Annotated in this window: 19 protein-coding genes and 5 tRNA genes; all 24 read right to left on the reverse strand. The window is 39.6% G+C overall.

Translation table 11 applies throughout. From position 1 onward, the window contains the following. Positions 1-29 precede the first annotated feature (29 nt). Positions 30-407: a 50S ribosomal protein L7/L12 gene (rplL, locus tag NBH15_RS19150; protein WP_007654177.1), complete on the reverse strand. Its 378-nt coding sequence runs from the start codon at positions 405-407 to the stop codon at positions 30-32. Between the two features lie 44 nt (positions 408-451). Further along, complete coding sequence (gene rplJ / locus NBH15_RS19155; protein WP_007654179.1) at positions 452-982, reverse strand: 50S ribosomal protein L10; 531 nt, start codon at positions 980-982, stop codon at positions 452-454. A gap of 17 nt (positions 983-999) precedes the next feature. Then, a complete protein-coding gene (gene rplA, locus NBH15_RS19160; protein WP_007654180.1) occupies positions 1,000-1,698 on the reverse strand; it encodes a 50S ribosomal protein L1 in 699 nt (232 codons plus the stop codon). 15 nt (positions 1,699-1,713) lie between these two features. Beyond that, entirely contained in the window at positions 1,714-2,157 is a 444-nt protein-coding gene (rplK, locus tag NBH15_RS19165) for a 50S ribosomal protein L11 (RefSeq protein WP_007654181.1), read from the reverse strand. Between the two features lie 63 nt (positions 2,158-2,220). Further along, positions 2,221-2,763 (reverse strand): transcription termination/antitermination protein NusG, encoded by a 543-nt coding sequence (gene nusG / locus NBH15_RS19170; protein ID WP_010800483.1) that lies wholly within the window; start codon positions 2,761-2,763, stop codon positions 2,221-2,223. A gap of 12 nt (positions 2,764-2,775) precedes the next feature. Further along, a complete protein-coding gene (gene secE, locus NBH15_RS19175; RefSeq protein ID WP_007654183.1) occupies positions 2,776-2,970 on the reverse strand; it encodes a preprotein translocase subunit SecE in 195 nt (64 codons plus the stop codon). A gap of 19 nt (positions 2,971-2,989) precedes the next feature. Next, a tRNA-Trp gene (locus tag NBH15_RS19180) sits at positions 2,990-3,062 on the reverse strand. A 47-nt stretch (positions 3,063-3,109) separates the two neighbouring features. Continuing rightward, positions 3,110-4,297 (reverse strand): elongation factor Tu, encoded by a 1,188-nt coding sequence (gene tuf / locus NBH15_RS19185; RefSeq protein WP_010800484.1) that lies wholly within the window; start codon positions 4,295-4,297, stop codon positions 3,110-3,112. Positions 4,298-4,348: 51 nt separating this feature from the next. Beyond that, positions 4,349-4,420, reverse strand: a tRNA-Thr gene (locus tag NBH15_RS19190). Positions 4,421-4,431: 11 nt separating this feature from the next. After that, positions 4,432-4,504: transfer RNA gene (locus NBH15_RS19195), tRNA-Gly, on the reverse strand. A gap of 51 nt (positions 4,505-4,555) precedes the next feature. Further along, positions 4,556-4,638: transfer RNA gene (locus NBH15_RS19200), tRNA-Tyr, on the reverse strand. Positions 4,639-4,660: 22 nt separating this feature from the next. After that, positions 4,661-4,734: transfer RNA gene (locus NBH15_RS19205), tRNA-Thr, on the reverse strand. Positions 4,735-4,831: 97 nt separating this feature from the next. Then, positions 4,832-5,131 carry a ribosome hibernation-promoting factor, HPF/YfiA family gene (gene hpf / locus NBH15_RS19210; protein WP_007654185.1) on the reverse strand — a complete coding sequence of 100 codons (300 nt, stop codon included), beginning with the start codon at positions 5,129-5,131 and terminating at the stop codon, positions 4,832-4,834. A 2-nt stretch (positions 5,132-5,133) separates the two neighbouring features. Beyond that, on the reverse strand, positions 5,134-6,030 hold the full coding sequence (locus tag NBH15_RS19215) for a tyrosine recombinase XerC (protein ID WP_195437584.1): 897 nt from the start codon (positions 6,028-6,030) through the stop codon (positions 5,134-5,136). 73 nt (positions 6,031-6,103) lie between these two features. Further along, positions 6,104-6,295, reverse strand: a complete 192-nt coding sequence (rpsU, locus tag NBH15_RS19220; protein WP_007654191.1) for a 30S ribosomal protein S21 — start codon at positions 6,293-6,295, stop codon at positions 6,104-6,106. Positions 6,296-6,458: 163 nt separating this feature from the next. After that, positions 6,459-7,877 carry a TolB family protein gene (locus NBH15_RS19225; RefSeq protein ID WP_007654197.1) on the reverse strand — a complete coding sequence of 473 codons (1,419 nt, stop codon included), beginning with the start codon at positions 7,875-7,877 and terminating at the stop codon, positions 6,459-6,461. Next, positions 7,874-9,556 carry a DUF6057 family protein gene (locus tag NBH15_RS19230; RefSeq protein ID WP_250823324.1) on the reverse strand — a complete coding sequence of 561 codons (1,683 nt, stop codon included), beginning with the start codon at positions 9,554-9,556 and terminating at the stop codon, positions 7,874-7,876. Before NBH15_RS19230 ends, NBH15_RS19225 begins: the two co-directional genes overlap by 4 nt. Then, positions 9,553-11,754 (reverse strand): hypothetical protein, encoded by a 2,202-nt coding sequence (locus NBH15_RS19235; RefSeq protein WP_250823325.1) that lies wholly within the window; start codon positions 11,752-11,754, stop codon positions 9,553-9,555. Before NBH15_RS19235 ends, NBH15_RS19230 begins: the two co-directional genes overlap by 4 nt. A gap of 249 nt (positions 11,755-12,003) precedes the next feature. After that, positions 12,004-12,936 carry a DUF1735 domain-containing protein gene (locus NBH15_RS19240; RefSeq protein ID WP_228100150.1) on the reverse strand — a complete coding sequence of 311 codons (933 nt, stop codon included), beginning with the start codon at positions 12,934-12,936 and terminating at the stop codon, positions 12,004-12,006. Between the two features lie 95 nt (positions 12,937-13,031). After that, positions 13,032-15,023 carry a RagB/SusD family nutrient uptake outer membrane protein gene (locus NBH15_RS19245; protein ID WP_250823326.1) on the reverse strand — a complete coding sequence of 664 codons (1,992 nt, stop codon included), beginning with the start codon at positions 15,021-15,023 and terminating at the stop codon, positions 13,032-13,034. Positions 15,024-15,035: 12 nt separating this feature from the next. Next, positions 15,036-18,140, reverse strand: a complete 3,105-nt coding sequence (locus tag NBH15_RS19250) for a SusC/RagA family TonB-linked outer membrane protein (RefSeq protein ID WP_046147923.1) — start codon at positions 18,138-18,140, stop codon at positions 15,036-15,038. Positions 18,141-18,173: 33 nt separating this feature from the next. Next, the gene (locus NBH15_RS19255; protein WP_250823327.1) at positions 18,174-19,514 is read right to left on the reverse strand and encodes an IPT/TIG domain-containing protein; all 1,341 of its coding nucleotides are present in this window, start codon (positions 19,512-19,514) and stop codon (positions 18,174-18,176) included. Positions 19,515-20,288: 774 nt separating this feature from the next. Further along, positions 20,289-21,335, reverse strand: coding sequence for an S-methyl-5-thioribose-1-phosphate isomerase (gene mtnA / locus NBH15_RS19260; RefSeq protein ID WP_250823328.1), 1,047 nt, complete (start codon positions 21,333-21,335; stop codon positions 20,289-20,291). A 65-nt stretch (positions 21,336-21,400) separates the two neighbouring features. Next, positions 21,401-22,255, reverse strand: coding sequence for a hypothetical protein (locus tag NBH15_RS19265; RefSeq protein WP_250823329.1), 855 nt, complete (start codon positions 22,253-22,255; stop codon positions 21,401-21,403). Positions 22,256-22,611 lie beyond the last annotated feature (356 nt).

Raw genomic sequence — 22,611 nt, forward strand, 5'->3', positions numbered from 1 at the left:
CAAATCACCTGGAAACCAGGTTATAAATACTATTTAAGCTCAACTTCAGCTCCAGCTTCTTCCAACTGTTTCTTTAATCCTTCAGCGTCAGCTTTAGCGATTCCTTCTTTGATTGCGCTAGGTGCACCGTCAACTAAATCTTTAGCTTCTTTCAAACCAAGACCAGTTAATTCTTTTACTGCCTTAACAACAGCCAATTTATTAGCACCAGCTGCTTTCAAAATTACATCGAAAGAAGTCTTTTCTTCTTCTGCAGCAGCAGCGCCACCAGCAGCAGGACCAGCAACAGCAACAGCTGCAGCAGCAGGTTCAATACCATATTCTTCTTTAAGGATTGTAGCCAGTTCGCTAACTTCTTTTACGGTCAGGTTTACTAATTGTTCTGCAAAAGCTTTCAAATCTGCCATTTTTGTATGATTTAAATGATTGTTTACTGTAAAATATTAAATAATTATCTTTCTTCCAAAGTCTTCAACAGACCATGGATAGTTTGTCCTGATGACTGAAGAGCAGAGATAACGTTCTTCGCCGGAGATTGCAACAATGCAATAACGTCGCCGATAAGTTCGTTTTTGCTCTTGATATTTACAAGGGCTTCCAGGTTTTCAGCACCGACATAGAAACTTTCCTGTACATAGGCAGCTTTCAATTCCGGTTTAGCCACTTCGCCTTTCTTGGCACCTTTAGTAAATTCTTTTATCAGACGAGCAGGAGCGTTAGCTGTCTGTGAAAACATAACAGCTGTATTGCCTTTCAAAGCAACCTGCAGCGGTGAGAAATCACCACCTACATTTTCCAGTGCTTTTTTAAGCAAGTTGTTCTTAACAACAACCAACTTGATTTCCTGTTTGAAACATTCTCTTCTCAATTTGCTTGTTTTCTCAGCATCCAATGCTTCGATATCAGTCAAATAGAAATTAGGATATTCCTTTACAGTTTCTGTAAGCTGGCTTATAACTATGCCTTTATCTTCCTTTTTCATTGTCCAACAATTTTAAATTAGTTTTCTTCAACTGATTTCGGGTCAATCTTAATACCCGCGCTCATTGTACTAGAAAGATAAATGCTCTTTATATATGTACCTTTAGCTGCAGACGGTTTCAACTTCAAAAGAGTTGAAATAAATTCCTTAGCGTTATCACGAATCTGATCGGCATTGAAAGATACCTTTCCGATTGATGTATGAACGATACCAGATTTGTCTACTTTAAAGTCGATCTTACCTTGCTTAACTTCCTTCACTGCGTTGCCGATTTCATTGGTAACCGTACCGCTCTTAGGGTTAGGCATCAAACCACGAGGGCCTAATACACGACCTAAAGCACCGATCTTACCCATGATAGAAGGCATAGTGATGATAACGTCAATATCAGTCCAACCACCTTTAATTTTGTCTATATACTCATCCAAGCCAACATAGTCAGCTCCAGCAGCAGTTGCTTCAGCTTCCTTGTCTGGTGTACATAATGCGAGAACCCTAACTTGTTTTCCTGTTCCGTGAGGCAATGAAACCACGCCTCTAACCATTTGATTGGCCTTACGGGGGTCAACTCCTAAACGAACATCCACATCTACAGATGCATCAAACTTAGAAGTAGTAATTTCTTTTACTAATGCTGATGCTTCTTTTAATGTATATGCTTTCCCAGCTTCAATCTTGCCCAAAGCCAACTTTTGATTTTTTGTCAGTTTACTCATTTCAATTGAAGTTTATTAATTATTACCCGGGAATGTCCCTTTAACAGTTATACCCATACTTCTAGCTGTTCCGGCAACCATTTTCATGGCAGCTTCAACAGTAAAACAGTTCAAGTCGACCAGTTTGTCTTCTGCAATAGTTTTTACCTGATCCCAAGAGATTTCTGCAATCTTCTTACGGTTCGGCTCAGCAGAACCACTCTTCTGTTTAGATGCTTCCAATAACTGGATAGCAACAGGAGGGGTTTTAACGACAAAGTCGAAAGACTTATCAGCATAGTAAGTAATTACCACAGGTAATATCTTACCAGCCTTGTCTTGGGTTCTGGCATTAAATTGCTTGCAAAACTCCATAATATTAATACCCTTAGAACCTAAGGCAGGTCCTACTGGGGGAGAAGGGTTTGCTGCTCCTCCTTTAATCTGCAATTTGATTTGTCCAGCAACTTCTTTAGCCATTTTTCTAAAATTTAGATATATAACATCAATAACAGAAAGAAAATACTTCTCGTAACAAAAGTATTACTCCTTCTCAACTTGCATATAACCCAACTCAAGCGGGGTTTTACGTCCGAAGACCTTCACCATCACTTTAAGTTTCTTTTTCTCGGCGTTGACTTCTTCGATTACACCAGTAAAACCGCTGAACGGTCCGAAGGTGATCTTAACACTCTCGCCAACATAAAATTGGACATCCAGTTCTTCCTGTTGATCCTGCAATTCGTCAACCGTACCTAAAATACGATTCACTTCAGAAGGACGCAACGGAACCGGGTTATCAGACCCGCCCAAAAATCCGATTACATTGGGAATGTTTCTTAATCGATGAGCGACTTCTCCGACTAATGCAGCTTCTACCAATACATAACCCGGCAAGTAAGCTCTTTCTTTCATCACTTTCTTACCATTACGCACCGTAAAAGTCTTCTCCGTAGGTATCAGAACCTGGTTGACATATTCACCCAGATCTGTGTTCTTCAACTCAGCCTCGAGATACTCTCTGACTTTATTCTCCTTACCACTGATGGCACGCAGAACATAAAATTTCTTTTGGATATCAGACATATCTAAAACTGATTAAAAGATTTTCTCGTAGAAGAAACGCATTACGCTTTCGAAGCCTAAGTCCACAACAAAGATTACTGCTGCAATTATAAGGGAAGCAAACATAACAACCACAGCACTATTGGAAAGCTCTGTTCTAGTAGGCCAAGAAACTTTATAAACAAGTTCGTTATAAGATTCCTTAATATAAGTAATTATCTTTTTCATCGAATCTATAGATTTTTAGCACGGAAGGAGAGGCTCGAACTCCCGACACCTGGTTTTGGAGACCAGTGCTCTACCAACTGAGCTACTTCCGTAAAATAGCCAGTCCTGTTACAGACTGGCTACATGATTTATGTATGAATTAGTTTTCTAATTCTGTAATCTGACCAGCACCTACTGTACGTCCACCTTCGCGGATTGCGAAACGAAGACCTACGTTACAAGCTACCGGGTAGATCAGTTCAACGTCGATTGTTACGTTATCACCAGGCATAACCATTTCAGTTCCTTCCGGAAGAGTAATTTCACCTGTTACGTCCAATGTACGGATATAGAACTGAGGACGATATTTGTTGTGGAACGGAGTGTGACGACCACCTTCTTCTTTTTTCAGGATATAAACCTCAGCTTTGAAGCGAGAGTGTTCTTTAACCTTACCCGGATGGCAGATAACCATACCACGTTTGATTTCATTCTTGTCGATACCACGAAGCAACAAACCTACGTTGTCACCAGCTTCACCCTGATCCAACAGCTTACGGAACATTTCAACACCAGTTACAACTGATTTCTTTCCGTCAGCACCCAGACCGATGATCTGAACTTCTTCACCAACTTTTACGATACCTGCTTCAATACGACCTGTTGCTACAGTACCACGACCAGTGATAGAGAACACGTCTTCAACCGGCATCAAGAAAGGTTTATCAACATCGCGCGGAGGCAGAGGAATCCATGTATCAACAGCTTCCATCAACTCCATAACTTTGTCTTCCCATTTCGGGTCGCCATTCAATGCACCCAGAGCAGAACCACGGATGATCGGAGTGTTGTCACCATCGAAATCATAGAAAGAAAGAAGTTCTCTCATTTCCATTTCAACCAATTCCAACATTTCTTCGTCGTCAACCATGTCACATTTGTTCATGAAAACAACCAGCTTCGGTACGTTTACCTGACGAGCCAACAGGATGTGTTCACGAGTCTGAGGCATAGGACCATCAGTTGCAGCAACTACGATGATAGCACCGTCCATCTGAGCAGCACCAGTTACCATGTTCTTTACGTAGTCGGCGTGACCCGGACAGTCTACGTGAGCATAGTGACGGTTTGCAGTCGAATACTCTACGTGAGAAGTGTTAATTGTAATACCTCTTTCTTTTTCTTCAGGAGCGTTGTCGATAGAATCGAATGAACGCAGTTCTGAAAGACCTTTCTTTGCCAATACTGTTGTGATAGCAGCTGTCAAAGTTGTTTTACCGTGGTCAACGTGACCAATCGTACCAATGTTCACATGTGGTTTCGATCTGTCAAATTTCTCTTTTGCCATAACTTAATTGTTCTTTATTTGATTAATGATCATGTTCTAAATATCATCTTGAGCCGGTGCCGAGACTTGAACTCGGGACCTCTTCCTTACCAAGGAAGTGCTCTACCGCTGAGCTACACAGGCGAAATAAAAAGAGCGGAAGACGGGGCTCAAACCCGCGACCCTCAGCTTGGAAGGCTAATGCTCTATCAACTGAGCTACTTCCGCAATTTTAAATCTTTCACGAACCAATTCTCGCTTAGAATTGTTCCTTAGTAGTGGGCAGTGATGGATTCGAACCACCGAAGTCGAAAGACAGCTGAGTTACAGTCAGCCCCATTTGGCCACTCTGGTAACTGCCCATTTCAAATTTCAATTCTTTTGAGCCTCTTGTCGGATTCGAACCAACGACCCCGAGATTACAAATCACGTGCTCTGGCCAACTGAGCTAAAGAGGCAAACCTTCTTTCTAAAAGAAGCCGTTTCGTCGGGTAGGCGAAACGGCTGCAAATTTAGATATTATTTCTTACATACCAAATTTATCTACCGTTTTTTTTATTTGGCTCTGATTTTTTCCTTGAATTTAACTAATTGCTTTTCCAAAGCTTCAACACATTCGTCAATTGACTCTTCAAAAGTGTCGTTTACCTTCTCCGCAAAGCAATCGCCATTCTTTATTTTTAAACGTACAGCAGCCTCTTTATTCTTAGCAGCTTCAGGCTTCACGACCTTTAATGTTACTTCTGCCAATATTATGCCGTCGAAGTATTGCTCCAACTTACTAACTTTCTTCTGAATAAACGCTTCTAACTGCGCTGTAGCGTCAAAATGGATTGCTTGAATTCTAATGTCCATAATTAACCTCCTTCTTTTTTAGCTCTTGGATGAGCATGATACACTTTTTTTAATTCCTCAAAGGTTGTATGTGTGTAAACGCTGGTTGAAGCCAAACTACTGTGTCCGAGCAACTCTTTCACAGCGTTCAACTCTGCTCCATTATTCAACATACTTGTTGCAAACGAATGTCTCAATACATGAGGGCTACGTTTCGCCAATGTTGGGATCTCCGACAGTTTCTTCTTTACTATAGTATATACGATACCTGCCGACAACTGCTCCCCGTTTTTTCTTACAAAAAACCATCCGCTCTCCGAACCAACTTCACGATTTCGAACTTCAGTGTATGCTTGTATCAAGTTCTTTAACCCTTCTGCAAATGGAATCAACCGCTGCTTGTTACGCTTACCTGTCACACGTATCTGCATCGCTCCGAAATCCACATCGGAATCTTGTATTCCGATCAATTCCGAACGGCGGATACCTGTATCATACAGCATTTCAAGTACCAGACGATCCCTTACACCTTCAAAATCCTCATCAAATCCATCTCCATCCAACAACAACTCCATTTCCTTATCTCTTACAAAATAAGGCAACGGCTTTTTTGTCTTCGGTCCGGTTATTAACCTTAATGGATTCACAGAGATGCTTCCCTGCTTCATAAGGAATTTAAAAAAAGACTTCAAAGAACTTAATTTCCGATTGACCGACACCGGAGAAATCTTCTCGTCCATTAAAGAAACGATCCAACTTCTGACTAAATCCGCATCGACATCTCCCGGAACAAATACGCTTTCCTTATTCAATTTCACATATTCTTCGAACTGACGCAAATCTTTCGAATAAGCCTCTATCGTATAATTGGAGTAATTCCTTTCATACCGAAGATAATCTAAAAATGAATCTATCAACATATCTGCGTTGCATCAACTATTATGCAACGAAAATAGGAATAAGAATTCAATAAAACAAGCCTGACAGGATATTTTATTCTTCTACCTGCTGCAATTGCTGAACGTAAACCGCACGCATGTTTTGTTTTCTCTTTTCAACAGAGGGTTTTATAAAAGCCTGACGACTTCTCAGTTCTTTTACCACACCTGTCTTTTCGAACTTTCTTTTAAATTTCTTAAGCGCTTTTTCAATGTTTTCGCCTTCTTTCAATGGAACTACGATCATAATTTAATTTATTATATTGTTTTTAATTACATCCTCAAAATGGGCAGCAAAATTACTGATTCTTTCGTTATTAGCAAAACTTTCCGGAATTTATTTTACGAAGCCTCCACAAAATAAGCTAAAACCCGATCCGTTATAAAACTCTTTGTAGCAGCAAGACACATCATCTCTCCATAACCGCCTCCAGATCCTTTTCGCTTGTGCAGACCGGCCCCTTCATAAATTCGGGTACATTATAAGACTTATATTGAAAAAAATAAGAATCACTCCTTTTTTGTGGTAATAAAAAAGGCTTTCCTGCATGTCCGGAAGAATCTATATGAGCCAGATACAAGCAAGTAAAAAGCCCTGTCATCCGACGGCTACTAAAAACGATCCAATGACCTTCCGACGACCAGGAATGATAACTTTCCGTTTCTTCCGAATTTAAGATCGATGTATCTACTTCTCTTTGGTTATGCAAATCAAACATACATAAGTCCGCATCCCGATGCCAGATAGAAAAATTACCATAAGCATGTCGCGTGTATAGCATAAAACGCCCGGAGGGTGATATTTTAGGGAAAGAGATACTGGCATTTAGTGTATCGACTCGTATCACCGTATCAATTTTACTTCCCAAAGTCCCTTTCTCCAAATCCACATCCAGGCTACATAAATGATATCGTACGTAATTAAATGAATCCGGTAACGATATTGCAGGAGCAGAGCAAAAGTATAACTTTTTTCCATCGGAAGAGAAACAGGGAAAAGTCTCATAAGCATCAGCCGACGATAATAGAGAACTGGTTAAAAGTATATTCTTTTGTACATCCAGGATCACAATATCCGAGTGCAGATCCATCACCTCAATGCGATTCCTGTGCTGTGAATGTACTGCCTGTACCGTCTTGTTTACTGAAAAAGCTATATATTTACCTGATGAATGCCAAGATGGATAAACTAAAGTTTTTATTTTTTCGGAATAATCCGTATTCAATTTACTAACAACTCCATCTTTAACTAAAATAGTTCCTGCCGGTTTAGGGCGCTGATGGAATATATACTCTTCCGGGTTTCCTTGATTGGTCGCATGACAATTCACACAAATTTCTTTTACTCTTGAATTTTCAAAAATGGCATCCTCTTCATAATTAGCCAAACAACGTTGATAAATCCCCATATTCCCCCACACCTCATATCCTGGCTCAATCAGGCGATATGAAAGATAAGGATCTATCGGATCCGAGGATATATATATCTTAAAAGAATCAACGCAGTTCCACAAATGGTCAGTCTTTTTCTGAATATAAACATTCATTACACTATCAGATGTCACTAACTCTCTCCATTCGAGTGAAGAAAAACGCACCTCTTTACCCCGGCGATTTAACTGTTTGGTTCGTGTACATAATAATACCTGAACATTCTCATTCACTTCCGGCAGATTTACATAAAAAGATAACGGTGCAATATCAACCGGAATTGTAACATTTCTGTAATCAGGAAATATAAGTTCTCTCGTTGCATAACCAGGTCTCTCTTCTTCACAACAAGACAAAAACAAAATTACATACCAGCAAAACAATAAATATTTAATCATAAACGAACAGGATTAAAATCGTAATAATACCAATAACTACTTGTATAACAACGAATATCCCTATTCTCCATATTCATAGATATATCCAAGTGATTCGTCTTACAAAAGGATTGATAAGCCCAAAAACGCTCTTTCAACGAATCCGGTATAAAGAAATAATCAAGTATTTGAGGGTTGCTTTGTGCTCCCAGAAAAATTGCCTCCTGATAAATAACCGGGACATTTTTCTCATTTTTATAGAAATAGTAAAATGCTTTCAAAAACTCATTCAGGTTCTTATCCAACAAATATGAGCATAGAACAAAATCTGCCAACTTCTTATTATGCACATTATCATAAGCCAACAGGTCTATGTCTTGGAGATATACAAAATTATCGGCCTGAGATTCAACTCGTCTCAAACAGAGAGTGTCCACCTCCCAATTCCGATAAACCCATGTTTTGTGCAAATAGGAAAGATATTTATCTACAACTGCATACTCTCCCATCTCCCAATTACATGTTGCCAGCATTTTTAAAGTCTGTGGATATCCGACTGATCGTGCACAAACATTACATTCAAAAGCATACTTCCGAGCCGATGCTATATCTCCATAGTAATAACATATCTTTTGTAGTGTCATAGAAACAAACGGCGTCATATTCCAATCGACAAACAACCCTTTACTCCCCTGCTGTGTATACATAAGCAAAGAGTCTGCCAAAACGCCCTGTTCTGCCAAAGCCAAGTTTTGATAATTAAGACATAATAAATCCGTAGGTTTCTGTTTCTTACAACTATGTAATATCTTTTCCCATTTTTTGTGATCTGCATAATACGCATATTTTTTTACCGGCAAAGACTTTCTATCATCATATTCTGACAATAAAAAAGCACCACAGAGTAAAAATATAACGACCTGAGTACCTATCCTCCAATATTTATTCTCTATCGCAACAAAGACTAAGTCAAATAATGGACTCAACAATGGACTGAAAGCCAATAAAAACCACGGAGCATAAATCACCCATCCGGCTTCCCCTTTCAATACATATATCCCATCAGCAAAACATATGATCTCCGAATAATACAGATATCCGGCATAATTCAAATAAAACACCAGTAATATTGTGAATAGCGCAGGAATAAGAAGCAGACCGATTTTTAGCCTGTACACCTTTATTTCCTGGATCAATAAAGAAACAGCAAAGGCGACAAAAACCGATCCGGCTATCAGATATAGCAAGCAGATCATTAAACATCCGGTCAGGATACGTACGGACTCTTTTTGAATACGCTTATAAACCAACAGAAAAACCACACAAAACAAATAAGCAACGACTCCTGCATAAAGAAAATTAAAATCAAGAATATCAATCAGTAGAAATAATAAAATGAAACCCTCCAATAAAAAACAGTTTTTATTGAAAGAGACGTATTGCTTTATTAACCCGGCTATACATACTAATAATAATGTTGAAACAAACTCACCTACCAGCGGATAATAAAAAAACTGTACCAGAAACTCACCCAAGTACACTGATAAGCCTCCAGGATGAGAAACCGTTTCAAACAGATAGTCCTCCGAAAACATAAACAACTGAAACTGCTCGATATAGAAAAAATGATAACTATATCCAATCTGCAACAATAAAAATAATAGAATGAACAGGCTTATATAAAACAATTTACTCATCATTCTGCATTTTTCAATAAATTACCCGAATACCGATACAACTGTCCGCTCTCATCCACGCCCTCAATTACCACATGATATGAAGCCGGGAGATCCGAAGCATAAAATTCCACACTTCCTTCTCCCTGAGAGTCTATTTCCAAAGTAGGATTCCAATAAAGAGTACTGCGTATATCCATTTTTTCCGATTTTTTTTCATCAGGTGTCTCATATACCGGATGATAGAATTGATCCGGTTTCACATACCCTTGCGAATGAAATAAAGCTACCCCCTTCCTCTTGCGATTCATTGCTTCCGGTTTCAATGTAATTACTACGGCAGGAGTCGACTTACTTATAGAACCGTATTTACACCGTTTCTGATCCCTAAACACATCAAAGCTCCTCATATCATCCGGATAAATTGTTTCCAATATATAATTATCATCCCAACAGCACATCCCATCAATCACTACAAGTGGATCACTTACATCTGCGCCTCCCATAGCTTGTCTGAATAAATCTTTTGCAGTCCTGGACACCGACTTTCCAAGCATATCTTCTGTCATGGAATAATCAGCCCACACACGTTCAGCCTTTTCTTTGGCTGTCTGAGTCCGTTTTCCTTCAATCACGACATCTTCCAGATTGATTACACGCATACCACCGGCGTCCATTGCAGAAGATAGATAATGTGGATTAAAAACAAACAATGAATCAGGGAATAAATTTTTGTCTTCTACAACAGGAACGGTTTCTTCGTCCATCTTTATATCGACAACTGCCAGACCTTTTTTACTTCGGGCTTGTACGACAAAAGTCGTTGAGTCACAATAATCAATCCCATCCAACAAAAAACAACCTTTTTCATCCGACTCCAACGTCCTGACTAGATTATTTGCAGGATCGACTGCGACTATTGCCGCATCTTTTGCCTCTTTACCGAAAAAATTCAAAATCCTTCCACTTATATATTGCCCCTTCTCCACAAAATAATCAGGCATTAACGATTGCTCTGCAAAAGGAGTAATATCAAACCGACTCCAGCCATGTGTCAACATCAATAAATCCAACCCTCTTATAGTTGTTCTGGACTTCTCTTTAAAATACCATCCGGGATTCTCCACAAATCCCTTCAAATCCGACACAAGTAACAGATCAGAGTAAATATTGCTTGACAGTGAATCCACAGAAACCGAATTATTATCCGTAATGCATAATGAAAAAGAGCCTTTTGCCGGCAATCCCGATTCATTATCCAACCTGATATTTATTTTTATTTTTTCCCGACGCTCATATGTATCTTTATCAGTTTGTAAAGTCCAATAGCTTTCCTTCTTTGGATAATTAAATATCAGTCGTTCACTCAATTTATTACCAGCCTGATCCATCAACAGAAAATGAGAAATACCATCCGGAAAATAAGAAGAACTAATAACACCCGTATGATTCTCTTTACTTATCGGCAATAAAAAACGAAGTAATCCTCGCGTATGACCAATCAAATATAGGGAATCCGATTGTTGACTATCCGGCAGTGATGAAAATATCTGATAACGTATTTTTCCGGCCGATTGATTTAATGATAATGTAATGCCTGAATCTTCAGCTTTTGGTAATTGTATCTTTTTCTCTTCACATCCGGGAGAACGGACTAATGCGTAATATGAATTATCCTTCGCCGGAAGAAAAGAAAAAGTTCCCATTCCATCATGCTCGCTCTTCACTTGTGTTAGCGTATCCCCTGACTGATTGACTATATATCCTTCCAACATTCCACTATAACCATTTGAACGCTGACATTTAAAAGCCATTTGCTGACGATATCCCGTTAATAAATGTCCTCCCTCCGGAAAAAAAGAAACACTAAAATCATTTTTACTTATATCTTTCTTCTTTAGTTCCAAAGTATCCGGCCTATCCAAAGTATTGGCTATCGGAATATTTTTTTGAAAGAAAAAGTTTACATTAGCATTACGCATCCAATTTGTATATCCCCTCAATGTATATTCTCCTACAATCATATCCGTTGGTAATAGTAAATTACCCCAAAAGCCACCTTCATTTTTCTTTACTTTTTGCCTACAAACAATTTTATTATTCTGATTTACCAATTCCACATAAATAAAATTATCCGGCATATCCGGAGCATGGGTAGACGAGTTCACCAGATATCCTTTAAACCAAATTTGCTCTCCTGCAGCATAATAAGGTTTATCCAAATGCAAATACAACTTTTCCTGTTGAACTGTTTGAAGATTTAAAAAAAAGGAGATTATCTGTTCACTTGTTGTTTTTTCCCGAAACAAACGAAATGACATTCCATTCAATAGGACACAGACGATAGTTATAAATAGGTATTTCATAAATCAACTGATATTTTTCATCATTCTCTCACTGTGTTTTATAGTAGGTCCAAAAAACAAAACCATCGTTCCCGCCTTTTGGACCTACCGATAATCAGTATGATACTACTTCGCTAACTGTTTCATATTTTCAGTAACAACAACCCAATCACTCCATTCTGCCTCCAATCCTTCCGAAGCAGGAGTAACTAAAGTCCGATATCGATAAGAAATATGGAATCTCATTATTCCCAGTTCTTCTCCGTACCGATTCGATTCAGCCACTGTCAGGACTTCTTTATCTTCCTCACTTCCAAGCATCTCAACTTGTATATTTTCCTTATTATAAGGATAGACTGTCAATGGATAATAAGAAACACCTTTATAATTCAGCGTTTTTTCTTCGCCAATCTTTACAATAACGCTATATTTATTGATTAACTCCAGATCTGCCTTATTTCCACTGTTTTCCATACCTGCGTTAATCCTTACTTCCTGCTTACTTAAAGGATACATACGCTTATTGGCTGCAATTTTAGAAACAGGCCCATCACCGACCTGGCGAGTACCTCTCATCGACATTAATGTATTGTCCTTTTCCGATGCAAAATCATTCTCCAGAACAACCTGATAAAGCACACGGTTCTTCTTTGGATTAATTTCATAAGCTGAAACGCCTGTCAACTTCAATGGTATCATATATAAAGAGTCCGGAGAAAGTCCTTCCGGACGTATCTTGATCGGCAATAAAGCATAAGGCATTTCTCCCCCCTGCTTCATTGTTACCGAATATGACTCGATCGTGTATTTAGACGGATCCAATCTTTTTGCATATTTATCCGTATCCAAATCATAGTTCAGCAGATTATATTCACCCAACAACTCTTCATCAGGCTCCAACGTAAACGTTATATCCTGATCTATGTCCAATGTCCCTCCTGCATATAAAGTTAAATAACCAGTACTTTCTGTTTCATTTAGCGAATGAACAACCTGAAAAGCCATATTATCATCACTTAACACATAAAGCACCTTTTTATATTGTTCTTCCTTAAACATATCACTTTGGTTACAAGCGAGAAGTCCGGAAAAAAACAAACATGCGGTTATTCTATATATTACCTTGTTTATCATATCCATATATTTTAATATTATTAATTATCCCATCCCGGATTTTGATCCATTTTCGGTACTTTTCTGATCTCCTGGCGACTAATAGGCAACCAGATCATTTTTCTTTCGACTTTACGATTTCTGGCTATCGGATGATTGACCACCGTACGCTCATAATAACCGTCTTTACGTGATTCGGTGTCCATTCCGACAATAGGCTCTTTGTCAACTTCTTCATAAATACCCCAGCGACGTACGTCATAGAAACGACGATTCTCATGTAAAAACTCGATCATTCTTTCGCGTACTATTAAATCAAACATTTGATCAGGGGATGATAATTCAGCAGATGTCAATCCCGGAAGCCCGGCACGGTAACGGATCATATTAAAATATTTAGCCATCTCATTCACATCTCTGGTAAATGTCTGACTGTTACCTTCAGCATCTGTAATGGTATGCCCTCCCGTCAGGTTGTTGAGTGCTTCCACATAAGAAAGAAGAATTTCTGCATATCGGATTATAGGGAAAGGTTTTTCCAGTGTCTCCGCATCATTTCCGGCCCAGGCATCGTCTTTGTGGATAAACTTCTTGATTACGTAACCTGTGATCGGGTAATTTCGAATATCTGAATTTGTACGGTCTTTCCCGAAGTTCCCTCCCTTAAAATAGGTGATCGTCTGATTTCTGCGTCCACTCTCGCTTGTAGAAAGACAAGGCCAGAAACATTCACTGAAACCGATAGAGGCATAAAAACGCATTTCTCTGTTCATATACATATTATATACGCCATTATTCAACTGATAACCGGAGAAGGATTGCTTCTCACTGGAAAATCCGATTTCCGAATAAGGATATTCTTCACTCGAGTTGTTGATATCACGACCGTCTACCATATAATACGCATCTACAATCTTTTGAGGAATAGCCATACCATTCCAGCCACCTAAATTATCAATAGGAAACGCATGCCGGGTATAGTTTCTTACATTACTGGAAATACGCCCCCACACAAATTCCGTATTTTTTTGAGACAACGCTTCTCCTGTAAACATATCGCTATACGACTTGAAAGGGTCGATATTTCCCGCCCCATTGGGAAAATCTCCCGAAGGAACATTTTTGGGTAACGGCATAGTTGTCGAATCTCGTTTTACCGTATATAACTCATAAACTCCCATATCAATCACCCGTTTTGCTGCCGCAGCGGCAACCGCCCATTTCTTTTCGTCATATTGCTGTGAAACATAATCAACTCCATCGACCGTACGTTTCCACGATGCAAAATGGGTTTTAGCAGCTGCACCACCGTTAAACAAGGGACTTGCCTGCTGCAAACGCAGACGCGCAATCAGCCCGTAAGCCGCTCCACGGGTAGGACGTCCGAATTGCCCCATAGAAACAGTAAGAGGTATATATTTCGCAGCCAACTCCAACTCATCACAAATATAATCTACCGACTCGTCATAGGTCGCTCTTTCCCGGTTGTAATACTCCGGTTTCTCATTCGTCTCCAGGGTTTCATCACCTATCAAAACAACCGGACCAAAATTCATCAATATATGATAATAGGCATAAGCACGCATAAAATGAGCATATCCTAATATCTCACGCTCTTCTAAGGTCGTAAGGTCTTTACACTCATCTATTCGTTGAAAAATAAGATTGGTTTTCCGTATGATCTTATACATTTGCGGCCAGACATTCATACTCATCAGGTTGTCAGGATTTATATTTCCCAACACAAATTGCGTACCCGGATACTCATCATGGTCCCACATAGTAAAAGCTTCATCCGAACCGACAACTCCCGGTGTATACGTACTACCCCAAATAGCTCCTTCATCATAAAAAAAGGCTGCCGTACCCCATAAATATTGTTGTAAATTCAACTTATTCTGAAAGATAGAATCATATCCCAACGTATCCATAAAATAATCATCAACATTCAGATAATTACACGAACTCATAGAACAATACAAAGCAATAAAAGCAACAATGATTAAATGCTTCAAATATCTTAAATATCTCATATTCCGTTATTTTTAGAAATTAACATACATCTGTATCGCATACCGGGCCGGTATCGGATATACATTCCCGTTTTTACCGGCTTGCTCCGGATCTACCGTCTTTACCTTATCCCATACACAAAGATTATAGCCGACCAATTGAAGGTCTACAGAGGAAATTCCTACATTGTTCAACCAACCTAAAGACTTCAGGTTATAGGTCAAGCTGATTTCCTGCAAACGCAAATATTTGGAATTACCTTTCCAGAAAGTCGAGACTTGTGTATTGTTCTCATTCTTTCCATAAGTCAAACGAGGAAACATGGCATCAGGATTTTCTGTAGACGGATCTCCTGAATACCAGGCCGGAGTCCATCGGTTTGCCTGGATGCCAGCCTGTACCGGAACATTACCTACTACCGCTTTATGGAACGGTATATACCCCATTTCATACACATCATAATTACCATAACCATCCGGTAAACCGGCTTTGTAATAGTCAGTGTTACCGGTACCTTTAAACAATACCGACAAGGTTAGATTTTTATATCTGAACTCACCACCAAAACCATACATCAACCGTGGATAATCAGAAAAAGATAAAGGAACCTTGTCGTCAGTCGTTATTTTTCCATCTCCATTGACATCTTTATATTTGATATCCCCTGGGCGAACCGTACCGAACTGGGCTGGACTACTTGCCACATCCTGGTCATCCTTAAACAACCCTAAAGCTATATATCCTCTCTGTATATTCAACGGATTACCGGCAATACGTTGATACTCATATTTAGGATATGCCTGTTCCCAGTCTTGAACATCATTTGTCGAATAGGTAAAGTTTCCACGAACCGTAAAAGCAAAATCTTTACCAAATGTTTGTGTATACGAAATATTACCATCAGATCCATAACTTCTCATACGTCCGACATTACCAAAAGGCATCGTTATAATACCTGCAAAATCAGGAACCTGGGTACGCTGTTGGAAAATACCTTCCCGTTGATCATTAAAAAAGTCCACAACAAAATTCACTCGTTCATCAAACAAACGACCTTCAATACCTAAGTCCGCTTTTGTTGATTTTTCCCAGGCCAGATTATCCGCGCCGACGATAGACTCGTTTACCCCCCAGGAATAACGACTTCCCCAACCGGTATTCGCAGTCGAATTGATAATAGTCAAATAAGGGAATCGTTTATCCGAAATACGGTCGTTACCTACTTGCCCGTAAGAGAATCTGAATTTCAAGAAGTTCAACCAAGGCAACGCTTTTTTCATAAAATCATAGTTTGTCGGAACCCAACCGACTGCACCGGAAGGGAAAAAACCGAATTGTTGTCCAGGACGGAAATTTTCAGAACCGGTATAACCAAAGTTAGCATCAATAAAATAAGTATCCTTAAAACCATATGTCACACGTCCGGATAACCCTTGATACCTCTTTGGTATCGCATCCATACTTGTTTTTACATTATATGTGTCTTTCTCATCACTCATATAGTAGTAAAGTAGTCCGGTAAAACGATGATCGTCACCGATCATATTTTCATAATTCACATTTGCTTCAAAATGGTATTTACGCCATTGCCGCTGATAATTCATAAACTGAGCCGCTTCCGCATTAATTTTCTTTACCAACTTCAACTCCCCGTCAGTCGAACGTCCCACCGCATAATACATATCAGGTAAAACATAGCGCGTTTCATCATAGTAACTCTTATTATTTAAAGCACCCTGTATCTTTACTTTTAACCCCTTCAGAATCGGAGAAAAATCCTGAGTTAAAGCAAGCGTCACCATATTGGAATAGGTCTCGGACGTTTTCATCCCCGTATGGTTCAACATCACATAAGGAGAATACTGGCTACCCGTTCCATAAGCCGGTAACATACCGTTTGAATATTTAGTTGGAATCGTAAGGGGAGTCAGAGCGGCTTGTGCATACCACAAATAGTCGGTATTTGCCATACCCGGTTCTTTTTTAGATGTTAAAGTTCCGTCGAGTCCCAAATAGACTTGAGTCGTCTTCGTCACATTAACATCCAAGTTCGTTCTATAATTATATGTATTATATCCGGAACCGGCCTTATATTTACTATTCTTATCCTGTTTATAGGCGGCGCCTTCATCAGACATACCCAAACTGATGAAATAACGGGCAATACTACCTCCCCCCTGCGCATTGATATAATAAGTTTGCTGCAAAGACGTCTTATTCAAAACCTCATTCTGCCAGTTTACGTCCGGATATAAATCCGGGTCAAGCTGGTATTTGATCAAATCCATTTCCATGGGAGAATATAAAGGCGTTGATCCTGATACTACCCGAGCTTCATTGGCCAGTTTGGCATAATCGTAAGCTCCCACGTATTCCGGCAAACGCTTCAATGTAGATACTGTCAAATTTGCGCGCGCTGTAATTCTCAAACGATCCACCGTTCCACGTTTGGTTGTCACCAATACAACCCCATTAGCACCTCTCACCCCATATACTGCGGTTGCAGAGGCATCCTTCAGTACAGAAAAGCTTTCAATATCAGCCGGTTCTATATGACTCAGATCCCCTTCCAAGCCGTCAATAAGCACCAAAGCACTACTATTTGCACCGAAAGTACTCATACCGCGAACCCAGAATTCCGATATATTTTTACCGGGCTCTCCACTCGTTTGTAAAGAAATTACTCCGGCAACTCTACCTCCCAGCATATTATTGATCGACGTAGACGGTACTTGCAAATCTTTTGTATCAACAGTTGAAACAGCACTAAGCACACTGATTTTCCGTTGTTTATTACCCATAGCAGTAACAACAGCTTCCTCCAACTGAACCGAAGAAGTTACCATTTTTACAACCAAATTCTTTTCTTCCTTTGCGACTTGGTATTCAAAATTATCATATCCCAAATAAGTAAAGACAATCATATCGCCTTTACTGGCCTTTATTAAAAATTTACCGTCTATATCCGAAGCCGTACCGACACCCGGACGATCCTTCAGGTATACATTCACTCCTGATAACGGTTCATTATTAAATGACGGATCAATAATTGTTCCTTGTATCGTAAATGTTTGCTTCTGTGCGACCACAACCAGAGCACACCATAGCAACATTTGTATGATGAAGAGTCTTTTCATACCATCAATTTTAAAATTGTTTAATTTATTAGATTATTCTATAGCCAACTTACGAACACAATTATTTCTTGCATCGCCGACATAAATGGTGCCTTCTTTGTCGATAGCCACTCCTGTAGGATATTGAAACAAGGCATCTTCCGGCGAACCATCCACATACCCCTTTACACCGGCAATACCAATAACAGTACTAACCACACCATCACGTGTTATTTTTCGTATAACATGATTTCCGGCATCAGCGACATACATCACTCCGTCTTGATCAAAACAGATTTGTTTCGGATCATTAAATAAAGCATCTTCACGTTCTCCATCCTGCCATCCGGTTTCATTCTGAACACCGGCGTAGAGTTCATGCTTTTTGGTTTTGATGTTATAGCTATATATACAATGTTTAGCTGAATAACAGATATACAACATATCAGGCTCAAGAGTATCAAAACTAACAAAGCTATCAGAGCTACTTAATAATCCTTCATCCAGTTGTTCCGCAGATTTTGTTCTCGGATCAAAGCGAACAAGTTGACCATTATAGGCACGTGTATAGATTAATCCGTCGTTTACATTTGGTGCAACCGAATGCATCCAGTCAAGTGTAAAGGCAGGGGTTCCTTCTTTGGGCCTAGGTTTAATTCTTTTAGGCGCCCACTGAGTTTCAGTATCAAACTCGATCAATCCCTGAGACCCCTGATCTAAGGCTACAAAAACGGTTTTACCTTCTGCATCCGTTGCAGAAGCGTTGGGATACGGACAATTACCTGAACCTTTGACCAACGTACTGACAACATTCTTTTCCTCATTAATTTGGCGAACTGCATGTCCAAGACGTTCACTAACAAAAATATTTTTCTCTGCATCCACACATAAGAACCAGGGTTGATCAAAAGAAGCCTCTGCCAATGTTCCATCAATCATCTCACCATGTCCATCGTCACCTCCCACCGGTTTTCCGGCTATAGTAGAAACCGTAGTCTGCGTTGTATAGGAAAATGTGTTTTCAAAAGTAAGGGAGTCTTTTCCTATTGCAACAGATATTTGACACTCTGCACCGGGCTGTCTCGGAGTAATTACATAAAGCATATCACCGGCAGCACGCACAACAGCCGCTTTTTTGGTGTTATAATATACTTTTATAGCTTCCGGATCTGTTCCGAAATTAGTACCTTTAATGATCACCTTAGTTGCCATCCCTCCTGAATCGGGATAAAATGTTTCCAACTTGACCGGAGTATTCGGATCATAGGGTTGCCCGCTTCCATTTGCATTCGTCTTATCATCAGAACAAGAAAAAATGGAGATAAGCAAACAACTTAACATAAGAGATGGTACATTCTTAGTAACAAATCTCTTGGGTTTAAAATAAATTGTCATAATTGATTACTTTAGATGTTTAGGTATAACTTTCTGTTTCAGTATCATTGTACTGCAAAAACCGGGGTTCAACTTTATCCGCTCATAGACATTTTTTTAATAGGTTAACAATATATTCACATTGAAGAAACTCTATCCGGCTATTCTGTTTTTCAATTTTTTACATGGTGAATCGAGTTCTGCCAGAACTATGGTAATTATTCCTTATACATGCTGAATATCACCCAAAGCAAATAATAAGAGCTATTATATTAGAGTGTTTTTTAATAAATGCGGGTTGGTTTAATCTGAATTTCCCAAAATTGGATACAAAATATCTTTAGCAATACGCAAACATACACGCGCAACAAAATTTAACACGTACAATAACAGACAAAACGAAAACTTTTATATTTATTGATTTGTTTTTCATAAATTTAGTCCGTACATTTGCATTCGAAGGACATAGTTCTGGCAGAACTATAAACAAGAAGAATTTCAAGGCTTAATTATCAACAATACCCTCATCCGGACTACACAGAGCGGATTAAAATGCTACCATTTAAATAGGTTACTTTTATTAAATTCAATTGCAGGCTTACATGTCTTCTAATTCTAGATAAACAATCTTTTTCCTTGGATACAAGAAAAAATCAATATCTTTTTCTACTCTATTTCTATCACTTAACAAAACACCACAAAACATTGAATACAAAGCAAGTAGATAACTGCATAACGACTTTTGGAGCCCCTGAAAATGCAGCTATCCCACTTAGTGTCATACCGATTTATCCACTATGACTCAAATCCCCCATTCGCCGGATTGAAAATTCCTTTTTCCGTAATAATTGCAGTAATTAATTCGTTAGGTGTTACATCAAAAGCCGGGTTAAATATTTTTACATCTTTCGGAGCCATACGATGCATATACCACATTTCTGTTACTTCAGCAGGATCCCGCTCTTCAATAACAATGGATTTTCCATCGGGACATTGCATATCAATCGTAGAAATAGGTCCCAAAACATAAAAAGGAATGCCATAATGCCGGGCAAGTATGGCAACGCCCGAAGTCCCGATCTTATTAGCGATATCGCCATTGGCAGCGATCCTGTCACAACCGACAATGACCGCCTGTACCCAACCCTTCTGCATAACAGACGAAGCCATATTATCGCAAATAAGCGTGACATCCACCCCGGCTCTGTTCAACTCGTATGCCGTCAGGCGAGCTCCCTGGAGCAGCGGGCGGGTTTCATCGGCAAAAACTTTAAAACCATATCCTCTCTCTTCTCCCAGGTAAACCGGAGCCAATGCCGTCCCATATTCAGATACGGCCAGATGACCTGCATTGCAATGGGTCAAAATCCCCATCCCCGGACGCAACAATGACAGGCAATGTTCCCCGATACGCCGGCAGGCAGCCGCATCTTCCTCACGGATAGCCAGTGATTCCTTATGTAATAGTTCAACCAAAGCCGGTACTGTTTCCGAAGCATTTTCCAATACGACCTTTTCCATCCGGTTCAAAGCTGCGACCAGATTGACAGCCGTAGGCCGCGATCCCGCCAGATATTCTTTAACCTGACGAAACGCCGTATAGAATTCATCGAATGAGCCGGCCTCGATCTGCCTGCTACAAACATATATACCATAGGCCGCAGCAACACCGATCGCAGGTGCCCCGCGTACTTTCAATTTATAAATTGCATCCCAGATATCCTCAGCCGAAGTAAGTTCCAAATAACATTCTTCAGCCGGTAACCGGGTCTGGTCCAGAATCACGACTGCATTCTGGTCGTCGCTAAGACGGACGGTTTTCAAATCTGTAATATTTTTCATTGTAATTTAAATATCCACTTCTTTATGACCTTCCATTTTTATATTATCCTCATTTCCTCCCGCTATCAATAGTGATCAGGTGTCAACGTCGACTCTATTACAATACCGGCAGCACCAATGGCTACGGCACCTACGATAATTCCGGCATCAGCGCCTTTTACCTTATGCACATAGAAAAAGTCTCCGGCCTGCTTTTTCCCGGCATCAAAAGAAGCTGGCGGCACATTCCCCGTCTTGATCAGCTGTGCAACATAGAAACTACTTTCATAAGAAGAATAGTTTTTCCCTCCATTCTCCGGATTAGCCGTATATAAACTCAGATAACTCCTGAAAGACAAAGGACTATCATCCTCCGTAAACTTCTTCACTTTCACATTTACCACATCAGAATTGGACTTGGCAAATTTCTGTGTCGTATATGCCCCTTTGGGTATACGGTCGAACGGGAAATTCGTAAGCCTCAAAGGAGTAGATTCCACCTTTGACCTGGGAGGAATAAAACTGACACCTTTAGGCAAAGCTATCTGACCGGCAAATGAGCCGCTAGAATAAGCGTCTGTCGAACTATATCTTCTGCTCCAACTGAAACTGTCACCGTATGAAGAAGATTCAGTCTGTCCCTGTATCGGGGCATTCTCCTGGTAATAGCTGGTTGCAATGTCGTCAATGATCAATGCAGAACGTTGCCAGTCAACAAAAAGAGGCTCGTCCATCTTATTATATACCGTGATAGATATAGGCGCATCTTCACCATAAAAACAGTAAGATATACACACACTGTCATTTTCTATGACAAAATCTTTATCGTCATTTTTCTCTCCGACTGCATCATTCGACTCCAATACTGAATAATAGTAAGAAGAACAGGAACTCATGCAAAACAGAGCCACTACACTCAAAACAAACAACATTCTTTTCATGATCATCCGATTAAGTAAAGTCCAACAAATATATTCTTTTTTATTTAAAATCTTCAACGTTTCCAGCTTTAAACGAATGCGACCCGCACTTTTCCGTATTAGCTTACCGAAGTTGCCTGTTTTAATGACATCCTGGTATATTTAAGACATTCCATCAATAAAAAACCCCTACTTCATATGTCTAAATTATACTTACCACAGACACAATCCTCCTTATCGTTTCATTATTTTTCCGTGTCCTGTCCTGAAATAAGTTGACCTTCTTGAAAATAAAAAAGTTTCAAAAAGGACCAAAAAGGTCCGTGCTGTTATAAGTTTACAAATTTAGCACTAAAAGAGTTTCCGTAAACTCTTTT

The organism is Parabacteroides caeci (assembly GCF_023656795.1).
GTDB classification, from domain to species: Bacteria; Bacteroidota; Bacteroidia; order Bacteroidales; family Tannerellaceae; genus Parabacteroides; species Parabacteroides segnis.

What these genes read in the sequence shown, in the direction of transcription:
- rplL (WP_007654177.1), bottom strand. Translation starts at nt 407, where the DNA reads ATGGCAGATTTGAAAGCTTTTGCAGAACAATTAGTAAACCTGACCGTA.
- rplJ (WP_007654179.1), bottom strand. Translation starts at nt 982, where the DNA reads ATGAAAAAGGAAGATAAAGGCATAGTTATAAGCCAGCTTACAGAAACT.
- rplA (WP_007654180.1), bottom strand. Translation starts at nt 1,698, where the DNA reads ATGAGTAAACTGACAAAAAATCAAAAGTTGGCTTTGGGCAAGATTGAA.
- rplK (WP_007654181.1), bottom strand. Translation starts at nt 2,157, where the DNA reads ATGGCTAAAGAAGTTGCTGGACAAATCAAATTGCAGATTAAAGGAGGA.
- nusG (WP_010800483.1), bottom strand. Translation starts at nt 2,763, where the DNA reads ATGTCTGATATCCAAAAGAAATTTTATGTTCTGCGTGCCATCAGTGGT.
- secE (WP_007654183.1), bottom strand. Translation starts at nt 2,970, where the DNA reads ATGAAAAAGATAATTACTTATATTAAGGAATCTTATAACGAACTTGTT.
- tuf (WP_010800484.1), bottom strand. Translation starts at nt 4,297, where the DNA reads ATGGCAAAAGAGAAATTTGACAGATCGAAACCACATGTGAACATTGGT.
- hpf (WP_007654185.1), bottom strand. Translation starts at nt 5,131, where the DNA reads ATGGACATTAGAATTCAAGCAATCCATTTTGACGCTACAGCGCAGTTA.
- NBH15_RS19215 (WP_195437584.1), bottom strand. Translation starts at nt 6,030, where the DNA reads ATGTTGATAGATTCATTTTTAGATTATCTTCGGTATGAAAGGAATTAC.
- rpsU (WP_007654191.1), bottom strand. Translation starts at nt 6,295, where the DNA reads ATGATCGTAGTTCCATTGAAAGAAGGCGAAAACATTGAAAAAGCGCTT.
- NBH15_RS19225 (WP_007654197.1), bottom strand. Translation starts at nt 7,877, where the DNA reads ATGATTAAATATTTATTGTTTTGCTGGTATGTAATTTTGTTTTTGTCT.
- NBH15_RS19230 (WP_250823324.1), bottom strand. Translation starts at nt 9,556, where the DNA reads ATGATGAGTAAATTGTTTTATATAAGCCTGTTCATTCTATTATTTTTA.
- NBH15_RS19240 (WP_228100150.1), bottom strand. Translation starts at nt 12,936, where the DNA reads ATGTTTAAGGAAGAACAATATAAAAAGGTGCTTTATGTGTTAAGTGAT.
- NBH15_RS19245 (WP_250823326.1), bottom strand. Translation starts at nt 15,023, where the DNA reads ATGAGATATTTAAGATATTTGAAGCATTTAATCATTGTTGCTTTTATT.
- NBH15_RS19250 (WP_046147923.1), bottom strand. Translation starts at nt 18,140, where the DNA reads ATGAAAAGACTCTTCATCATACAAATGTTGCTATGGTGTGCTCTGGTT.
- NBH15_RS19255 (WP_250823327.1), bottom strand. Translation starts at nt 19,514, where the DNA reads ATGACAATTTATTTTAAACCCAAGAGATTTGTTACTAAGAATGTACCA.
- mtnA (WP_250823328.1), bottom strand. Translation starts at nt 21,335, where the DNA reads ATGAAAAATATTACAGATTTGAAAACCGTCCGTCTTAGCGACGACCAG.
- NBH15_RS19265 (WP_250823329.1), bottom strand. Translation starts at nt 22,255, where the DNA reads ATGAAAAGAATGTTGTTTGTTTTGAGTGTAGTGGCTCTGTTTTGCATG.